Annotated in this window: 19 protein-coding genes; 15 read left to right on the top strand and 4 right to left on the bottom strand. The window is 42.2% G+C overall.

From position 1 onward, the window contains the following. Nucleotides 1-152 precede the first annotated feature (152 nt). From ACMXYO_RS10890 to ACMXYO_RS10835, 12 genes are all read left to right on the top strand, one after another. Entirely contained in the window at nt 153-407 is a 255-nt protein-coding gene (locus ACMXYO_RS10890) for a DUF1289 domain-containing protein (protein WP_415888095.1), read from the top strand. Nucleotides 408-625: 218 nt separating this feature from the next. Next, entirely contained in the window at nt 626-910 is a 285-nt protein-coding gene (locus ACMXYO_RS10885; RefSeq protein ID WP_415885143.1) for an STAS domain-containing protein, read from the top strand. A 32-nt stretch (nt 911-942) separates the two neighbouring features. Continuing rightward, nucleotides 943-1305: a response regulator gene (locus ACMXYO_RS10880; RefSeq protein WP_415885142.1), complete on the top strand. Its 363-nt coding sequence runs from the start codon at nt 943-945 to the stop codon at nt 1303-1305. Between the two features lie 8 nt (nt 1306-1313). After that, nucleotides 1314-3791 carry a chemotaxis protein CheW gene (locus ACMXYO_RS10875; RefSeq protein WP_415885141.1) on the top strand — a complete coding sequence of 826 codons (2478 nt, stop codon included), beginning with the start codon at nt 1314-1316 and terminating at the stop codon, nt 3789-3791. After that, the gene (locus ACMXYO_RS10870; RefSeq protein WP_415885140.1) at nt 3788-4315 is read left to right on the top strand and encodes a chemotaxis protein CheW; all 528 of its coding nucleotides are present in this window, start codon (nt 3788-3790) and stop codon (nt 4313-4315) included. Before ACMXYO_RS10875 ends, ACMXYO_RS10870 begins: the two co-directional genes overlap by 4 nt. Nucleotides 4316-4331: 16 nt before the next feature. Further along, entirely contained in the window at nt 4332-6695 is a 2364-nt protein-coding gene (locus ACMXYO_RS10865) for a methyl-accepting chemotaxis protein (RefSeq protein WP_415885139.1), read from the top strand. A 65-nt stretch (nt 6696-6760) separates the two neighbouring features. Continuing rightward, nucleotides 6761-7600: a CheR family methyltransferase gene (locus ACMXYO_RS10860; RefSeq protein WP_415885138.1), complete on the top strand. Its 840-nt coding sequence runs from the start codon at nt 6761-6763 to the stop codon at nt 7598-7600. Between the two features lie 5 nt (nt 7601-7605). Next, entirely contained in the window at nt 7606-8220 is a 615-nt protein-coding gene (locus tag ACMXYO_RS10855) for a chemotaxis protein CheD (protein ID WP_415885137.1), read from the top strand. Continuing rightward, complete coding sequence (locus ACMXYO_RS10850; protein ID WP_415885136.1) at nt 8204-9286, top strand: protein-glutamate methylesterase/protein-glutamine glutaminase; 1083 nt, start codon at nt 8204-8206, stop codon at nt 9284-9286. The genes ACMXYO_RS10855 and ACMXYO_RS10850 overlap by 17 nt, the downstream gene beginning before the upstream one ends. Nucleotides 9287-9310: 24 nt before the next feature. Beyond that, entirely contained in the window at nt 9311-10537 is a 1227-nt protein-coding gene (locus ACMXYO_RS10845) for a methyl-accepting chemotaxis protein (RefSeq protein ID WP_415885135.1), read from the top strand. A 44-nt stretch (nt 10538-10581) separates the two neighbouring features. Beyond that, complete coding sequence (locus ACMXYO_RS10840; protein WP_415885134.1) at nt 10582-10890, top strand: STAS domain-containing protein; 309 nt, start codon at nt 10582-10584, stop codon at nt 10888-10890. Nucleotides 10891-10896: 6 nt separating this feature from the next. Beyond that, nucleotides 10897-12621 (top strand): ATP-binding SpoIIE family protein phosphatase, encoded by a 1725-nt coding sequence (locus tag ACMXYO_RS10835; protein ID WP_415885133.1) that lies wholly within the window; start codon nt 10897-10899, stop codon nt 12619-12621. Here ACMXYO_RS10835 and ACMXYO_RS10830 read toward each other — a convergent pair. Continuing rightward, nucleotides 12618-13376, bottom strand: a complete 759-nt coding sequence (locus ACMXYO_RS10830) for a TlyA family RNA methyltransferase (RefSeq protein ID WP_415885132.1) — start codon at nt 13374-13376, stop codon at nt 12618-12620. The genes ACMXYO_RS10835 and ACMXYO_RS10830 overlap by 4 nt on opposite strands. Before the next feature lie 148 nt (nt 13377-13524). Here ACMXYO_RS10830 and ACMXYO_RS10825 point away from each other — a divergent pair, with 148 nt between their 5' ends. Further along, nucleotides 13525-13911, top strand: a complete 387-nt coding sequence (locus ACMXYO_RS10825; RefSeq protein ID WP_415885131.1) for a RidA family protein — start codon at nt 13525-13527, stop codon at nt 13909-13911. Between the two features lie 122 nt (nt 13912-14033). On the opposite strand, the gene ACMXYO_RS10820 is transcribed toward ACMXYO_RS10825, so the two are convergent. Next, nucleotides 14034-15812: a DEAD/DEAH box helicase gene (locus ACMXYO_RS10820; protein ID WP_415885130.1), complete on the bottom strand. Its 1779-nt coding sequence runs from the start codon at nt 15810-15812 to the stop codon at nt 14034-14036. Nucleotides 15813-16040: 228 nt separating this feature from the next. After that, complete coding sequence (locus ACMXYO_RS10815) at nt 16041-16835, bottom strand: response regulator (protein ID WP_415885129.1); 795 nt, start codon at nt 16833-16835, stop codon at nt 16041-16043. Nucleotides 16836-16985: 150 nt separating this feature from the next. Here ACMXYO_RS10815 and ACMXYO_RS10810 point away from each other — a divergent pair, with 150 nt between their 5' ends. Together ACMXYO_RS10810 and ACMXYO_RS10805 are read left to right on the top strand one after the other, a co-directional pair. Further along, on the top strand, nt 16986-17843 hold the full coding sequence (locus ACMXYO_RS10810) for a TraB/GumN family protein (RefSeq protein ID WP_415885128.1): 858 nt from the start codon (nt 16986-16988) through the stop codon (nt 17841-17843). A 10-nt stretch (nt 17844-17853) separates the two neighbouring features. Next, nucleotides 17854-18390: a hypothetical protein gene (locus ACMXYO_RS10805; protein ID WP_415885127.1), complete on the top strand. Its 537-nt coding sequence runs from the start codon at nt 17854-17856 to the stop codon at nt 18388-18390. 142 nt (nt 18391-18532) lie between these two features. Here ACMXYO_RS10805 and ACMXYO_RS10800 read toward each other — a convergent pair whose 3' ends face one another. Continuing rightward, nucleotides 18533-19171, bottom strand: coding sequence for a helix-turn-helix domain-containing protein (locus ACMXYO_RS10800; RefSeq protein WP_415885126.1), 639 nt, complete (start codon nt 19169-19171; stop codon nt 18533-18535). Between the last annotated feature and the right edge of the window lie 33 nt (nt 19172-19204).

Here is a 19204-nt window from a genome sequence, read left to right as displayed (position 1 = left end):
GAGAGGTCGTGAAAGAATTGGTTCCCTTAAATATCAAAGCTCTTTATTAGAGACTTATAGAACGCGGAATGATCAAAGTTTGCTATGCTTTTGATGAGGAGTGTTACTCATCTATTTACTATAGGAGCTAGGTGCCGGTACATAAAATTGTAATGGTTTTACGTTATGTTTATTGCCGGTTTGGCCAAAGGAATGAAGTTATGCTTTCTAAATCCAATCCAACTCAAACTGAATCGCCTTGCGTAAGAAATTGTTGTCTTAATGATCAGGATATTTGCGTAGGGTGTTATCGATCTTTAGACGAAATTCTTCGCTGGAGTAAAGTCTCAGAAGTTGAGCGTTCTAGCATTCTGAAGAATACGGATCGTCGAAAAGCACAGCTGTCAGCTGTCAGATTAACTAGCTGATATATCAGTCTATCATTGTATAAATATTGTCTGATATATAAACAATGGTAACGATTATTTAGCAATATGCTGAAATTTAAGCGTTTTATAGGAAATTTCCTTTGACATATTGGGCTAGTTAGGCGAGTTTTATAAATACTTTTTTATATCCCTTATAAACTAGAGTGTATTAAGGGGATATAACTGTGTAAGTCATACAGAAATAAGGAACATCTATAATGGACGCTGACAGTGTATTGGCAATGCCTGAAGAGCTATCTATTGCAAATGTGACTGAATGGCAGCAAAAGTTAGGCAGCTATCTTAACGCGGCTGATTCTATTGTTTTAGATGGCGAAAAACTCACTCGAGTAGACACTGCAGCATTACAGCTGTTAACGGCTTTTTGTTTGAAAGCTCAAACTTTACAAAAAGCGGTAAAGTGGATTAACCCTTCAGATTCTCTAGTGAAAACTGCATGTCAGTTAGGACTAGAAAAAATACTATCGTTAAAAAATGATTAACCTGCCCAGGATTTATGTGGAGATTTTTATAAATGGCTAGCATCTTAGTTGTTGATGATTCGGCTTCTCTAAGAAATATGGTGACCTTTACGCTTAAGCAGGAAGGCTATCAAGTAGTAGAGGCGGGTAATGGGCAGGAAGCTTTAGGTAAGGCACAGACAGGTCGTTTTGATTTGGTTTTGACTGATGTAAATATGCCGATTATGGATGGTATTACTTTATGTGCCGAACTGCGTAAGTTGCCTGCTTTTAAATTTACGCCAATTTTAGTTCTAACTACTGAAAGCTCCCCAGAAATGAAGCAAAGAGGTAAAGGAGCAGGAGCAACTGGTTGGCTTGTTAAGCCATTTAACCCTGAGAAGCTTCTGAGTACCATTAAGCGCGTAGTACGGTAGATGGAACTATGAGTATTGATCTTTCACAATTTATAGCTACTTTCCTTGAAGAGAGCTATGAAGGTTTGGAGGTGATGGAATCCAGCCTTCTAAACCTTGATTCAGCCGATGAAGAAACGATCAATACCATTTTTCGTGCTGCTCACTCTATAAAAGGTGGTGCGGGCACGTTTGGTTTTAATGAAGTCGCAGATTTTACCCATGTAGTGGAAACACTGTTGGATGAACTGCGCAGTGGCAAACAGTCAATAACGCCAGAACTCGTTAATCTCTTATTAGAGTCGGTAGACTGTATCAAAATGTTGCTTGAAGCAGCTCAAGATGGTCCTGAAGCTGATGCAGCCCAGATCCAACAGGTGCAACAGCGCTTAGAGCAAGCTTTAGGTCAAGAACCTTCCCAAGATCAGACAGCCTCAGAGACAACCGAAACTAAATCGGTACAAACTGATGTTAAACAATCGTGCTGGAATATAACGTTTAGCCCTCATCGTGATCTGCTTCAGGCAGGGCACGAGCCTGCGTTTATGTTTGAAGCATTAGCTGACCTAGGTGAATTGACTGCTACACCAAATCTTAAAGATCTACCTGAATTACCTTCGCTAAATTCTGAAGAGCTGTTTCTTTCTTGGCAGTTGCAGCTCGTTTCTGAAGATTGTTCTGAAGAAGAAATTAGAGAAGTTTTCGAATGGGTTGAAGATGAGTGTGAGCTTGACGTATCGCAAGGTGAAGTTCCCTCTGATGGGGGGCTTCCTTCAGATCCTGAAAGCAACGATGCTGGATGGTCAATCTCATTCATTCCTAGTTCTACAATTCTTGAAACAGGCAATGAACCAAGTTTCATGTTTGAAGCTTTAGAGGATTTAGGCGAACTTAAGATTCAAGTTGATTTAGAGCGGTTAGTTGATTTTGATAAGCTGAATCCTGAACAATTGCTACTCTCGTGGAATTTAGATCTTGTAGCTGATTGCAGTAAAACAGATATAGAAGAAGTTTTTGAGTGGGTCGAGGATGAATGTACTTTAGAGGTTGAAACCAAAGTACAGAAACGATTTCCTAAAGAGGATGGCGAAGCGCCAGCTGAGCAAATTTCACCACTACAAAGTGAAGAGAATTCCTCGGTTCAAACACCTACCCCTGCAATAGAGCCTATCGCAGAACCTAAGTCTGAGCAGCAAAAATCAAGTCCAGTATCTACAAATCAAACCAACTCAGCTCGTAAACCAAAGGCGACTGAAAGTAGTTCGATTAGGGTCGATACAGATAAAATTGATGCCTTAATTAACCGTGTTGGTGAATTGGTTATTACTCAAGCCATGCTTGGGCAGGTGGGCGATGAACTAGCTGAAATTACAGGTGGTTCGGAAGTTGAACGTCTGCAATCGGGCTTGGAACAATTGGAGCGAAATACACGCGATTTACAAGAAGATGTGATGCGTGTGCGCATGTTGCCTATTAGTTTTGTTTTCAACCGCTTTCCGCGTTTGGTCCATGATGTGAGCGGTAAACTTGGTAAAAAAGTAGAGCTAGTTATCACTGGTGAGCAGACTGAGATAGATAAGACAGTAATGGAAAAAATCGGTGACCCTATGGTTCACCTGATCAGAAACTCGCTTGACCATGGTTTGGAAGCGCCTGAAGAACGAATTGCCGCGGGTAAATCCGAAGTCGGAAGAGTAGAGCTAAATGCTTACCACCAAGGCGGCTTTATCATCATCGATATCACAGACGATGGGCGTGGATTAAACACCGAGAAAATCTATCAAAAAGCTCTAGATAATGGCCTTATAACAGCAGATCAACAGCTTAGCGATAGTGAAATAAATGAGCTTATCTTCAAACCTGGCTTCTCTACAGCGGATGCTGTAAGCGATCTTTCTGGTCGTGGTGTTGGTATGGACGTCGTACGACGTAATATTGAGTCTTTAGGCGGACATGTTAGCGTTACTTCAGAACCCGGCCATGGTTCAACCTTTAGTGTGAGTTTGCCTCTGACCTTAGCCATTCTTGATGGGCAGCTTGTTCGAGTTCATAGCGAAACATATATAGTACCGCTGATTTCTATCGTGGAAACAATCCTTGCTGATAAATCGGCAATGAGCCCTATTGCGGGTGAAAATAAACTGCTTCATTTCCGAGAAGAGTACATCCCGCTAATTAATCTTCGTTCTTTGTTTAAATTGCCAGTCGAAGATGACCCACAAGATACAAACTTAATTGCCATTGTCGAAAACGGTGGTCAGAAAATTGGCCTGATCGTTGATGAACTTTATGGTCAGCAACAAGTAGTTATTAAAAGCCTAGAGGTTAACTTTAAGCGTATTGAAGGGTTTGCAGGCGCGACAATTTTAGGTGATGGCAGTGTAGCCCTTATTCTGGATATAGCTGGCCTGATGAAGCGCGGTTTAGATTTTGAAACGGCCAAAACGGCCCAAAAACGAAATGAAATATCTAGGAGTGAACAAGCTAATCAGGGGGCTGTGGCATGACAGATACTGAATGGCAGGAGCAATCTGAGCATCTAGAGCAAACCGCAGATGGGCACCAATATCTTAGTTTCCTACTTGATAATGAAGAATATGGTGTAGATATCTTAAGGGTACAAGAGCTTAGAGGCTGGACGCCGGTAACGCATGTTCCAGATATGCCTGATTACCTTAAAGGTGTTTTGAATTTGCGTGGGGCTATTATTCCGGTGATTGATCTACGTTTGCGGTTTGGTCTTAAACCCGTGGAATATGGTCCTACTACGGTTGTGATTGTGATTAATGTCGATAGCGGCAGTTGCCAGCGAGTGATGGGCATCATTGTTGATGCGGTTGCTGAGACATACACAATTGCAACGAACCAGATACAACCCGCACCACAGATTGGTGGAGTGATAAATACTGAATTTATCACTGGCTTAGTGGCGCAGGATGAGAAAATGATAGTCCTGATGGACATAGATGAATTAATGAATTCCGATGAGTTGGCGATTGATGCGCCAACAAGAGCTGAAGTGAAAGCATAGGGGCGGAGGTTAAGAAATGAAAATCAATGAGCCGGTTACGGATCGCGAAGTTAAGCTCAGAGATGGTCAGGAACTTGTTACAAAAACAAACCTGAAAGGGATTATTACTTATACCAATCCGGATTTCATAGAAATCAGCGGGTTTAGCCACGATGAGTTGGTCGGAAAAAACCACAATGTGGTTAGGCACCCTGATATGCCCCCTGCAGCTTTTAAAGATCTGTGGGATACCCTTAAGTTAGGCCGGCCTTGGTCTAAACTCGTAAAGAATCGCTGTAAAAATGGCGATTACTATTGGGTTAAGGCTAATGTTACCCCGATTTTTCGCAATGGTGAGATTGTCGAATACATGTCTGTTCGTACGCGTCCAAGTCAGGACGAAATTGAACAGGCCGCAGCTCTATATGCAAAACTAAAACGCAATGAAGTTACGCTACCGTCTCCTAATTCCATCCCAAATCAAAATCTGGGTGGTCAGGTAAATCATTATGCCGTAATGGCTGTTGCAGCAGCGTTGCTAATTAATGCGGCTATTTATTTGGCAGGTTTACCGGCTGAGTTATTAATGCTGGGCCCGATTGCAGCATTCTTAATCGTGTTTGTTGGTGCTAATAAATCTCTTAAAGCAGATGTCATTAAGCCCCTACACGAAGCTAGACGCCATATGCTTGATATTACCGAAGGTGATTATCTAGCCCCTATTCCCTTAGATGAGCCTGGTGAAACAGGTGAATTGAAACGAGGTGTTAAGATACTGGCGACCAAACTTGGTTATGAAGTGAACGATGCGAAAGAAGCTGCCAGCAGAGCTTCACGTATTAAAGTTGCGTTAGATAATGTTTCTTCAAACGTAATGCTGGCTGATAACGATGGCAATATCATCTACTGTAATGAAGCAGTGCTGGATATGATGCGTATTGCACAAGATGATATTCGAGAACAATTACCTGATTTTGATGCTGAAACAATTCTTGGTTCTAACTTCGATATCTTTCACAAAAACCCTGAACATCAGCGCCGCATGCTGGAAGGCCTCAAATCTACTTATAAAGGGCAAATCAAAGTCGGTAAACGCAGTTTTAGTTTAATTGCCAACCCAGTAATCGATGAAGCAGGGCAGCGTTTAGGTACAGTTGTTGAGTGGATGGATATCACGGACCAATTAATTGCAGAGGAGCAAGTTGCTAACCTTATCCAGAAAGCCTCTCAAGGTGAACTTAGCGAACGTTTGGATGTAGCAATATATTCCGGCTTTATGGAGAACATTGCTTCAGGCGTTAACCAGATGCTTGATGCTGTCGTTGAACCGCTTCGTGAAGTGAAGCGCGTTCTTAGCGCGATGTCTGACGGTGATCTTACTCAACAGATGGAAGGTGATTTTCGCGGGGAGTTTGCAGAGTTAAATAATGCGTTGAATAGTTCTCTTCATAATCTGAATTCTATGGTAGGTGAAATCCGCAATTCTGGTGCAAGCATTACTACTGGCGCTTCTGAAATTTCCAGCGGGAACACTACCCTTAGTTCTCGTACAGAAGCTCAGGCTGCAAGTTTGCAAGAAACTGCTGCTAGTATGGAGCAAATGACGAGCACGGTTAAACAAAACGCAGATAATGCTGATGAGGCTCGTAATCAAGCGAACGACGCTCAGAAGCTTGCGGAAAAAGGTGGTGAGATTTCCAATAAGGTAGTGACCTCTATGGGAGATATTCGCGCGAGTTCTACCAAAATTGCTGAGATTATCGGCGTGATTGATGAGATCGCTTTCCAAACGAACCTACTTGCGTTGAATGCTGCTGTAGAGGCTGCGCGAGCCGGTGAGCAAGGTCGTGGTTTTGCGGTGGTAGCATCTGAAGTACGTAGCTTGGCACAACGAAGTGCAAGTGCAGCGAAAGAGATCAAAGAGCTTATCAGCGATAGCGTTGAAAAAGTGGAAGAGGGTGGCCTATTTGTAGATGAATCCGGTAAGGCTTTGGCAGAGATTATGGAAGCGATTAAAAACGTTTCTACGATCATCAGTGAAATTGCAGCTGCCAGCCGTGAGCAAGCTATTGGCATCGAGCAAGTAAACATTGCTGTAACGCAAATGGATGAAGGTACGCAGCAAAATGCAGCTTTGGTAGAAGAAGTTGCAGCTGCTTCAGCTTCAATGGAAGAGCAAGCAGGTCAACTGCAAACCTTGGTCAACCAGTTTGAGGTGGTTGAAGCTGAAGGTCAATCTAGCATCGCGGAAGCTCCTGCTAAATCAGGAGGCGTTAGCCGCCTAAGAGAATTAGCAAGCCAAAACGTTCAAACTGAACGAAAACCTGAAGTTAAACGCTCTGTGCCAAAACAGCCAATTGTAAGTGCAGGTGCTAGTGGCGATGAGTGGGAAGAGTTTTAATTGTACTTAAACAGCCTACTCTGAGTAGGCTGTTTCTACCCCCTTCGCTTTTTAAGGGAACATAAATGTCATCAAAACCTACTAGATCTCGAGAATTTACTTTTACTCGTGAACATTTTGTTAAGGTTAGGGATGAGTTATATGATTACGCTGGAATTGTACTGGCGGATCATAAGCAGGATATGGCTTACAATCGTTTAGTACGACGCCTTAGGGAGTTAAAGCTTTCAAATTTTGATGACTATTTTACGTTTCTAAATAGCAATCCTGTTGAATTTAGCCAATTTATTAACGCGTTAACGACAAATCTAACTGCTTTCTTTCGAGAAAAGCACCATTTTGACTTTATTTCAAACACTATTATCCCAGAGATAGAAGAGAGTAATACCCAGCGGGTGAGAGCTTGGTCGGCAGGTTGTTCCTTGGGGGAAGAACCTTACAGTTTGGCAATGACTTTACTGGAATCAGGTATTAACCCTTCGAGTTGGGACATCCGTTTACTTGCGACAGATATAGATTCAAAGGTGTTGAGTAGTGCTAAATCAGGTATTTACTCAGAAGATAGAATTAAAAATCTGCCGAATATGCAAGTTAAGCGTTGGTTTTTAAAAGGTAAAGCTTCTCACAAAGGTTTTGTAAAAGTTAAACCTGAGCTCCAAGAATTGCTCAGATTTAATTATCTGAATTTGATGCAGGATTGGCCAATAGAAGGCCCTTTAGATTTTATTTTTTGCAGAAATGTAATGATCTATTTCGATCAAAATACTCAGGCTAGATTGTTGGATCGTATGCATTCTTTACTTAAGCCTAATGGTTATTTGTTTGTAGGGCATTCTGAAGCTCTAGCGCGCCATGCTAGTAATTTTGAGCTGGTAGGAAAAACTATATACAGAAAGGTTGGGTAGTCTGGATGTCATTAAAGCGCAAGCTCCCTAGGGGGGTATCCGGTTTTGAGCAATTCAAATCTTTCTGGGAGCCGCGTTGGGAGCTTTATGCAGTCAAGGTAAAGCCTGGTGAGTTTTATATTGCTAATGATGAGTTAGTAATTACGACTTTACTTGGGTCCTGTATTTCAGCTTGCATTTTTGATCCGGTTACAGGCTTCGGTGGATTAAATCATTTTATGTTACCTGTCGGAGGGTCAAATGATGATCTTCAGCGTTCATCTCGATATGGATTGTTTGCGATGGAGCAGTTGGTTAATAAGTTAATGAAGCATGGCTGTTTGCGTGAAAATTTGCAGGTAAAGCTCACAGGTGGCGGAAATATGATGTCCGGAATCGCTAATATAGGCCAGCAAAACATAGATTTCATTCTTAAATATATAGATGACGAAGGCTTAAAACTGGTAGCCTCAGATTTAGGTGGAGATCAAGCTCGCCGAGTGGCGTTTTTCCCAACTACAGGACGTATGTTGGTCAATAAGCTTGATCACCGTGAGGATCAGCGAGTGATAGCTGAAGAGCGTTCTTACCAAATTGATGTTGATCAGCATCTGGATGATTCAGATGTTGAACTGTTTTAAAGGAAATTACCCTGATATGGAAAAAACTCGGGTATTAATAGTCGATGATTCTGCTTTGGTTCGTGGAGTGATCAGTGAATTATTGTCTATGGATTCTAGTATCGAGGTTGTAGGTACCGCTGTTGACCCATACGATGCTAGGGACAAAATTAAGCAATTGAAGCCGGATGTGTTGACGCTTGATATTGAAATGCCAAAGATGGATGGTATTACTTTTTTAAAGAATCTAATGAAGCTAAATCCAATGCCTGTGGTTATGTTGTCAACACTTACACATGAAGGTGCTGATGCTACTCTACAATCATTAGAAATAGGTGCGGTTGATTTCATTGCTAAACCGTCTAACACACAATCAGATGAGTTATTGGAAGTCTTTCAATCTGATCTGGTGGAAAAGGTAAAAGCCGCTGCTTCAGCATCAGCTAAGCTAAAGTTTCGTCGTAATACTCGTAACAGCAAGCCCAAGGTACTAAATAAGCCTTCGTCAGTGCTAAAGGGAAGAAACAAGCTAATAGCAATAGGTTCTTCTACGGGTGGTACTGAAGCTCTTCACGATATTTTATCTGTATTACCTGCTGATATGCCCCCAATTGTTGTAACACAACATATTCCGGCAAGTTTCAGTGATCGTTTTGCTAATCGATTAAATCGCAATTGTGAGCTGATGGTTAAAGAGGCAGTTCATGGGGAAGTATTAAAATCAGGAAATGTTTATATCGCCCCTGGTGACACTCATTTATGTATTAAACAGCACGGGCATGAGTATGTATGTGCTTTAGTTGACAGTAATCCAGTTAATCGACATAAGCCTTCTGTTGAGGTTATGTTTAATTCTATTATTGACGTTGATCCTAAAAATATTACGGCCATCATGCTTACAGGTATGGGTGAAGATGGCGCACTAGCTATGAAAGATCTTGTAGATAAAGGTGCCCACTCGATTGTGCAAGATGAGGCTTCAAGTCTGGTTTGGGGAATGCCAGGTGCTGCTGTGAGACTAGGTGCGGCGAAAGAGGTTGTTCCTTTGAATGATATTGCACAACGACTGGTTAAGCACCTGTCGTAATTTAGAGTAATTGAGGTTAGCTAAATGACGTTAAAGAAAATAATGTTGGTTGCCGCTATGTTAGCAAGTTTGGTGCTAGCAGCTGCTGAGGTCTTAGGGCTTGAAAGTACCGTAACCCATATCTGTCTGGTAGTGCTAGTTCCGGCTTTGATTGCTCAATTTGTTATGAATGATAAAGTTTCTCAATCGCCAGCTCACAAAGAAAATGAATACAACAGAGCGGTTAACGGTTCCGCAATGGTTGATCCAGCATTACAAAGTGCTGTTAAAGAGGTATCTAATACCCTTGTTCATGACGCGATGATTGTTAATCAAGAAGTATCACGTGTAGATGGGTTGATTAAAGAATCTGTTCATTTGATGAGTGATAGTTTTCATACCATGCATGATTTGGCAAGCCGTCAGGCTGCGTTGACCGCTGAAATCATTGATCAAACTCATGAAGGTGATGCTGGATATAGTGAACAAAATCTAAATCCAGAGACTTTCAGTATTCAAAGCTTTATTACTGAAACCGGTCGTACCCTAGATCAATTTGTAAATGTGATGGTCGATGTAAGTAAGAATAGTCTTGAAACGGTACATCATATCGATGATATGGTTGAAAAATTGGATGGTATCTTCGGTCTAATTGAAAATGTTGAAGGCTTAGCTAGTCAGACAAATTTATTAGCGCTTAACGCCAGTATAGAAGCTGCGAGAGCGGGTGAAGCGGGCCGAGGCTTTGCGGTAGTAGCAGATGAGGTGCGTACACTATCCATTAACTCCGCTAGTTTGAATAATGAGATCCGCGAGGAGATCGGCTCAGCTAAAGAAACTATCGAGATCCTGCGTAGCACTGTTGGTGGAATGGCTTCTACCGATATGAGCGATACCATCGGTACAAAAGATAAGATGGGGCAGATGCTTGAGCACATGGCTGATATGAATCACTTCTTAAATGAAAAAGTGGTCGAAATTTCAAATATCGGTACTCAATTAAGTAGCAGTGTAGATCAGGCTGTACGCTCCTTACAATTTGAGGATATCTCCTCTCAAGCGCTATCTTCAGTTGAGCATAATGTTGATTCTTTGAATGAGGTATCAACATTGATTTCGAATGTTATTACGCCGGATCATCAGGTGAATAGTGCTGCTGCTGAACACTGTATTTCTCGTTGTAAGGAGCTCAGAGAACAGTCTGTTCAACGTAATCAGACCCGCACTGTTGCACAAAATGATATGGATGAAGGGGAAGTAGAACTATTCTAATAGTGCTCTACAACCATAAAAGACAATAGGTAATAGGATAACGTATGGCTATTTCGGTACAAAATGCTGGTGATGATAAAACAATTAATATCGTAGTATCTCAGCAGTTTGATTACTCCTTACATCAAGCTTTTCGTGATGCTTACCGTAATGTCGATATATCTGGAGCTATTTTTAAGGTAGATCTTTCAAAGGCAACATATATGGACAGTTCAGCGTTAGGAATGATCCTATTGCTAAAAGAACATGCGGAGAAGAAAGGCGGTAAAGTGATTATTTCGAAGCCAAATGAGTCGGTTCATAAGATTTTAACAATCGCTAATTTCGATCAGTTTGTAACTATCGAGAGCTAATTATTTATGGTTGAAGCTGAATTAAGTCAAGGTGGTAGCGGCGATAATCAAGTTTTAATCGTTGATGACATGCGTTTGAATCGTCAGATCCTAGGTCAGATGGTTCAAGAGATGGGTTTAAAGGCTGTTTTTGCCGAAACAGGTGAAGAAGCCGTCGCAAAGTATATGTCGTTAAAACCCAGTCTAATCCTGATGGATATTAATATGCCTGGAATGGACGGTATTCAAGCAACATTACAAATTAAACAGGCCGCCAAGGATAGCTTTATACCAATTATTTTTGTAACCGGTGCTGAAGGCCAAGATGTAATTCGTCAGGCGATCGATGCTGGTGGTGATGATTATATTCAGCGTCCTTTCCCTTTTGAGTTACTTGAAGGAAAAATTGTTGCCCTCCGCCGAATTGCCCAGCTGTATCGACAGGTGAACCGTTTAAATCACTTGAGAGCTCGAGAGGAAGAGGTTGCTGAGCAGTTATTAAGTGGTGCCGTTGAATCTGCCAACGTTGCTCTAGATCAGATACGTATTCACAAACAGCCAGCTGAAACGTTTAGTGGCGATGTTCAGCTTAGCGCTTTCCGCCCGAACGGCGAACTAAATGTTCTGTTGGGGGATTTTACTGGCCACGGTTTGACCTCTACGATTGGTGCTTTACCTCTATCAGAAACTTTTAGGGCGATGACAGCTAAGGGTTATGATGCTGAGGAGATCATTGCTCAAATAAATCGCAAGCTACAAAAACTATTACCTACGGGGATGTTTCTAGCTACAGCCATCGTCACACTTAGCCAGGATGGCACTGCAAAAATATGGAATGGTGGCTTGCCAGATATTTTGGTGATCTCACAGGGTGAAGTGGTGCAGCGTATCATTTCGAGCCATCCACCTCTAGGTATCATCCCGTCTGTCAAAGAGCTTAATTTTGAACACACAAAAGTACAACCTGATGATCATATCTTGCTGCTAAGCGACGGTGTAATTGAGGCAGAGAATCATTTAGCTGAGCAGTTTGGTGAAGACAGGTTATCTGACTCGATTGCGGCGCAGGCAAGTGATGTAGAGACTCAATTGGTGGATATCATCTTGTCAGACCTCAGCGATTTTGTTGATGGTCATATTCAAAAAGATGACATATCACTGATAGATATCCCTGGTAGTGTCACGGCGAATGATCTGAAACCTGTCACACCATGTGGTATTGAATTAGATGTTAATGAAGCCTCTATCCTAGATATCTGGAATTGGAATTTAGAGCTACAAGGCGGAAGCTTAGCTCGTATTAACCCTGTTGCTCAGGCTTTAAGCCGCCTGCAAGAGTCTGAGGGTGGTGGTGATCAGTGGCATAGTGTTTTCAGTATCTTAACGGAGCTTTATGTGAACGCCCTTGATCATGGTGTTTTGAAACTGGAATCTAGCCTTAAAGCCTCTCCTGAGGGGTTTGCTGAGTACTTTAGTGAGCGTGAAAGGAGACTGGAATCCCTGTCGACAGGTGCCGTTTCGCTCTATTTGCAACATACGCGCTTTGCTCATGGTGGCCGTCTTTTGGTTCGAGTAGAAGATAGTGGTGAAGGCTTTGATTTTGAGCATTGGTTGAAGAATGAGCAAACGGCTAGCGTGGGTCAGTTTAGCGGTCGAGGCATAGCCTTAGTCTCTGATCTATGTGATAGCATCACGTATGAAAATGGTGGTACGGCTGTTGAAGTGGTTTATAGTTACTCAACAAAAGATTAGGTGTTTCGGGCAATAATTAGAAACTCTCGATTTCCATCCCCGCCTTTTATAGGGCTTTCAAAATAATCGACAATTTTCATCCCTAATTCCGAACAGCACTCTGCTACCTGAGCTTTGACTTGGGGGTAGAGTGAGCTGTCTCTTACGATGCCTCCGCGGCCTATACCTTCTTTTCCTACTTCAAACTGAGGTTTAACTAGACTAATTAAATAACCATTTTTAGCGATAAGGGGGATTAGAGAAGGTAGAATTTTACGTTGGGAGATGAAAGAGACATCCATAACCGCAAGGTCAAACCCTTTGCCATCGGTATGCTTAAGAAGCATATCTTGAGGTAAATCTCGGCCATTGACACCTTCATAACAAGTAACTCGAGGATCTACGCGAAGCTTATCCGCTAGTTGATCATGACCTACTTCGATACCTACCACAGCTTCAATACCTGCTTGTAGTAAACAGTCAGTAAAGCCACCTGTAGACTGACCAACATCGATAGCTGTTTTGTCATTGAGATCTAATTGTAGAAGATCTAAAGCTTTTAAGAGTTTTAACGCACCGCGTGAAACGTAGCGATCAGCTTCGTCCTCTTCCACCTTAAATGGTGTTTCGGCTTCTAGCTTTAGGCCTGGTTTTGTAAGAGGCTGCCACTTACCTTTGATATCAGCTTGAACTCTGCCTGATTTGATCAATTTTTGCGCGTGGGTACGCGAGCGGGCAAATCCTTGTTCAACAAGGAGAAGATCGGCACGTTGCATAAGAGTCTCGAGAAAAAGAATGGATTATACTCAAACTAACTCTTGCTGGTTAGATATTTAATAGGAGTGTACACTCCTTGCTTAGCATATATGTAATGGCTCAATTACTTTCATTTAATGCAAAATTATCTTGTGAACAGGGATAACTATGAATAAAAGCATCATCAGTACTGTAAATGCACCTTCTGCAATTGGTACATACTCTCAAGCGGTTCGTGTTGGTAACACTGTCTATATGTCTGGTCAGATTCCTCTGATTCCGGCAATGATGGAGATGGTTACAGAGTCGTTTGAAGCGCAAGCTGAGCAGGTTTTCAAAAACTTGCAGGCTGTTGCAGAAGCAGCAGGTGGTTCTCTTTCTGATGTGGTTAAGGTAACAATTCTGTTATCTGATATGAGCTACTTTGCGATGGTTAATGAAGTGATGGCGCGTTATTTCTCTGAGCCATATCCAGCGCGTGCAGCATTTGCGGTTAAGCAATTACCGAAAGATGCAGATATCGAAGTAGAAGCAATTATGGTAACTGCTGAGTAATTGCTTTAGCAGTGATCTAGAAGGTAAAAAGGCAAGCTTACGCTTGCCTTTTTTAATCCCATCCTTGAGAAAACACTAAACATTCCATGAAGGGGGAGAACGTTTAGTGGTAAAGCTTGAGATTAGCTCTCTTTTTTCTTGCTATCTTTTCTGTTGCGGCGTGGCGGACGATTGCGGCTGTTACCTTTACCGCCTCGATCAGAACCACGACCTTTATTGCCGCCACGACGTTCGCCGCCATCAGAAGCTTCTTTCAGATTCAGGCGCTGGCCGCATACAACTGCTTTTCTTAGCTGTTGTACAACCGATTTGGGCATACCTGTTGGTAGATCAACTGTTGAACAATCGTCGTAGATCTCGATAGCACCAATAAAGTTAGCGTCTAAGTCAGCTTCGTTAGCAATCGCACCTACGATGTTTTTTGGCGCCACACCGTGGTCATGACCAACGCTGATCAAATAACGTTGCATTTCAACGTCAGGATGATCTTTCAGTTGTTTTGCTTTAGTCGACATGCCACGTGGTGGGCGTTTAGCACGGTCATCACGATCACTACGCTCTCGACGAGGTGGGCGTTCTTGCTCTTTCATTAGCAGCGGCGTTTCACCTTGTAATAGGTGAGCTAGCGCAGATGCAATGATAAGAGGATCGGCATCGTGTTCCTGCTGGTATTCGGTCAGTAGGTTTTTAAAGAAATCCAGATCTTGGCTATCGATTGTCTGTGTGATGCGATCAACAAAGCGTTGTACGCGTTTTTCGTTGATATCATCAGTTGATGGCAGCTGCATCGCTTCGATCTTCTGGCGAGTTGCACGCTCAATAGATTTAAGCATGCGCTGCTCGCGAGGTGATACAAACAGAATCGCTTCACCTTCACGGCCAGCACGGCCAGTACGACCAATACGATGGATATAAGATTCCGTATCGTAAGGGATATCGTAGTTAAGTACGTGGCTGATACGCTCTACGTCCAAACCACGTGCTACAACATCAGTAGCGATAAGGATGTCGATTTGGCCGCGTTTTAGCTTATCTATCGTGCGTTCACGCAGGTTTTGAGAAATGTCACCATTCAGTGCTTCACAGGCGTAGCCGCGAGCCGATAGCTTTTCTGCTAGTTCTACCGTAGCGGATTTAGTACGTACGAAAATCAGCATAGCATCAAAAGTTTGCATCTCTAGGATACGAGTTAAAGCATCTAACTTTTGATTACCTGATACGCGAAGGTATTTTTGCGTAATAGTTGTTGCTGTTGCAGTTTTCGCTTTGATGCGAACTTCAGCAGGGGAGTTCAGATGATTTTCAGCAACTTTCTTGATCTGCGAAGGCATAGTCGCAGAGAAAAGCGCAATTTGACGATCATCTGGTGTATGTTCAAGTACCCACTCAACATCATCGATGAAGCCCATGCGAAGCATTTCATCGGCTTCATCCAAAACTAGTGCTTGTAGATTATCTAGTTTTAGAGAGCCGCGACGCATGTGGTCCATTACACGCCCTGGTGTACCTACAACAACTTGCGCACCACGTTTTAATTGACGTAGTTGGCTGTCATAAGCTTGACCACCGTAAATTGGCAGAACGTGGAATTCAGGGAGGTTACGTGCATAAGTTTGACACGCTTCAGCTACCTGAATTGCTAATTCACGAGTAGGGGCAAGAATCAGTAATTGCGTATGACGGCTCTTTAGATCAAGCCTAGATAGCAATGGTAGGGAAAATGCGGCAGTTTTACCGGTACCCGTTTGCGCAATACCCAGAAGGTCTTTACCTTCTAGTAGATGGGGAATACTTGCTGCCTGAATTGGAGATGGCGTTTCGTATCCGATCTCGTCCAGGACCTTCAATACGGGAGCCGCAAGGCCAAGCTCAGCAAAGGACAGCTGATCTTCTGAATTCATTCTTTGACTTACCTATTCGGAATTAGGGCAGGGCTGCATACTATTTAAGATACAGTATAGGCTGCTCTGGTGGGAAAGCGGGCATTATACACCTCAGACAGGCCATAACAAGTTCTCTGGGCTTTAATATCTATTTTATACCGTTATCTTGTGGTGAAATTTTAATCATAAAAATTGTGCGTATTTTAAACAGCGTTATTCTTGGACTACAGCACCATCTAAATAGAATTAGTCGTCTAAAATTTGGGAAAGTAATTTTTTAAGGGTTTCGGGTTCAAAAGGCTTATCTGCCATCGCATTTACACCTGATTTGGCGACATTACTCAGATGGGCATGGCTTGCTTCACTGGTTACCATCAAAATAGGAATATGAGAGTAATCCCCAGAGCCTCTTACATATTCGGCAAGTTGCAACCCATTAATTTCTGGCATGTTGTAATCGGTAACAATGAGATCAAACCCATTGGGAAGTAAGGGAATTGCTTCAGAGCCATCAGTGGCTTGAGTGATATTTTCAATACCTAAATTTTTCAAAACGTTGGTAATAACTTTACGAGCCATACGGCTATCATCTACTACCAATACCCTTAATGAAACAGTGTCATAATACTCAAGATCCAGCTCATGGTGGGACAGTATATCTAGAGTTGAATTTATTGCGGTTGCTAAATGATCGTGATTGAAAGGTTTAGGCAGAATAGCGATGATGCCTGATTGTTTAAATTTATCTAGCTCGCTATGTCTAGTTTCACTTGATACCAGCATAAATGGCAGGTCAGTAAGAGAAGGATCGTTACGAATAAATTGAAGCAGTTCCTCTGCTGAGCCGTCGGAGAAATAAAGGGCGCTAATAACTAAATCTGGGCGAACCGATTTTATTTGTTTAATCGCAGTAGCTACGCTGTCAGCTTCATCTATACGCTCAACTAATTCTTTGTTTAACTCTTTACGTATAATCTTTCTTTGAGTGGCTGAAGGCTCTACAAGTAAAATCGTTAGATCTGAAGAAGTTAGCTCCGACATGTATTTTCCCTTTTATTGTCATTTATTATTAATTATTCAAGCTGTTGTATAGATCATATCCTTTTAAAGCTGAGTAAACTTTGATTTGAAGCTAAAGTGTATGTAATTAGTAGTGAGTTAATTCCTAAGTAGAATAGTGGGGAGGATAAAATGAAAAGATTTATTTTAGGTTTCTTAGTGTTTCTATTTAGTTTTTCTGCGGTCGCTCAAACTTCTTTATGGAAAGTATCTATTGCAGATCAACATATTTATCTTGCTGGGACAATTCATGTATTAGCACCTTCCGACCTCCCATTCCCAAAAGCATTTGATAAGGCTTATAAGGTCTCTGATATCGTCGTATTAGAGACTGATATGTCTGAGATTCTAAATCCTAATTTTCAGGCGAGGCTGATGGCGCATTTTTCCTATAGCGATGGCCGTTTATTAACTCATTTAATCACTCCTCAACTTTATCAAGAACTTCAGCAATATCTGCTTGAACGTGGCCTTATGCCACACATTTTTATCGGTATGAAACCAGCAGGCGTGATGTTAACGATGCTTGGTATAGAGTTTCAGCGATTGGGTATCTCTGAAGACGGTGCTGATACGGTTTACTATCAGAAAGCCATAAATGATGGAAAATCAATCCTAGGTCTTGAATCCATCGAAGATCACATAGGCTTTATTGCAGAACTAGGTGAGGGTAATGAAGAGCGTTATCTGAAACAGACGCTTGAGGATATGAAAGAGACCGAGAGCATGATGCGTGAGATGGTCCTCTACTGGAAATCTGGTGATGCTGCGGGGCTTGAGAAAATTGTCATAAACCAAATGAAAGATGATTACCCGAAGGTTTATCAGTCCTTGTTGGTTGATAGGAATGAGCGCTGGTTACCGCAGATTAAAGCAATGCTGACAACACCGGATGTTGAGTTTGTGCTGGTGGGTGCCGCACATCTAATTGGCCCAGATGGGATTTTGAAAGAGCTCATACGGCAAGGTTATTCTGTAGAACAGATGTAAGGATCAAATTATGCTAGGAACACGCATTATTCTACTTTCAATGAGTGGTTTCCCAGGAGTAGAGGGAAACGCCCCAGAAGCAGAAGTAATTTGCGCTGCTAACCATGATATTCCTCTCTTTTGGCTTTTGCCTTTTGCTTGTGAGGATCTGCAGTATTTTGAAGTTGCTGCAGAAAACGATGGCATCCTAAGTCATAGTGGAAATGCAAAATATCCGTTTTTAGTGGCTGATCGAGCAGAGTTATTAGCTCGTCTTGAACAACGTTACACATTACTCAAACTATTTATCTCTTCTGGTGATGCAGAATTGCTACAACGCTGGGTTAAGTTCATTTCAGAACAGTCGTCACCTGTCATTGCAATGGATACCTACGAGTTATGGTGTAACTCTAACCAGCAAGAACAGTTAGCGGACAATATCCTCGCCAAACTAGCTGTGTTTGATGGCCTTAGTAGCGAAAATGCGGCAAATTCTTTAGAAGAGTTAAAGCAGAAAGGCATTTGGCAAGAAGGGAATCAAATTGCCTTAGCTGGATTTGGTTGGTAATTCAGATCAAAAAAAACCGTCACATCTAAATGTTTGCAAGCAAACGCCATGGTGTGACGGTGTTCAGGAAGGTTAACTTCAGTATAACTTAGTTTATGAACTTTGCAGTTTTACTGAACTTTAAGATTCTGATGGAGTAACTTTAAGCAGTTACCCAGATGACTTCTGCATCTTCTTCACTAGTGGAGACTAATGCATGACCCATCTCACAGTCGTAATAAGCTGAATCTCCAGGGAAGAGCTCCAGCGGTTCGTAAAATTCTGTGTAGAGTAGAAGCGAGCCTCTCAAAACAAACAAGAACTCTTCGCCATCATGCCTAACCCAATCATTGTATTCATCAAAATCACGAGCCCTAACCGTTGTGCGATAAGGGATCATCTTTTTGGTACTTAGCTGAGTTGCTAGTAATTCGTGTTCATAGGTAGGAGTTGGGTGGGGCACACCTTCGCCGCCACGCGTAATATCTCGACGGCCACCCGCACCGGCACCGCGCTTAGGTTGTGAGAACAGTTGGGGTATATCGATACCTAAGCCTTTAACTAATTTGTTAACGGCACTAAAGGTTGGAGAGATCTGTTCGTTTTCGATTTTAGAAAGCGTTGAACGGGCAAGACCTGTGAGTTTGCTTGCTTCTTCCAGTGTCAGATTTTGGCTTAAACGAATCTCTTTGACACGTTTACCCAATTGCAGAGGTTCTAATGTAGCTTCTGTTTGACCGTTGCTCCGTTGTAGGCCTAGTTTTTCTTTCTCTTCCTTTAGGAAAAATGGCTCGTCAGACATGCATACAACCCCGAATCTCACTCTGTTTTTAAT

The organism is Neptuniibacter sp. QD37_6 (assembly GCF_047778085.1).
In the GTDB taxonomy this organism is placed as follows: domain Bacteria; phylum Pseudomonadota; class Gammaproteobacteria; order Pseudomonadales; family Balneatricaceae; genus Neptuniibacter.
Note: the sequence above shows the minus strand (reverse complement) of the source record. Positions and strands in the feature narration are given on the sequence as shown.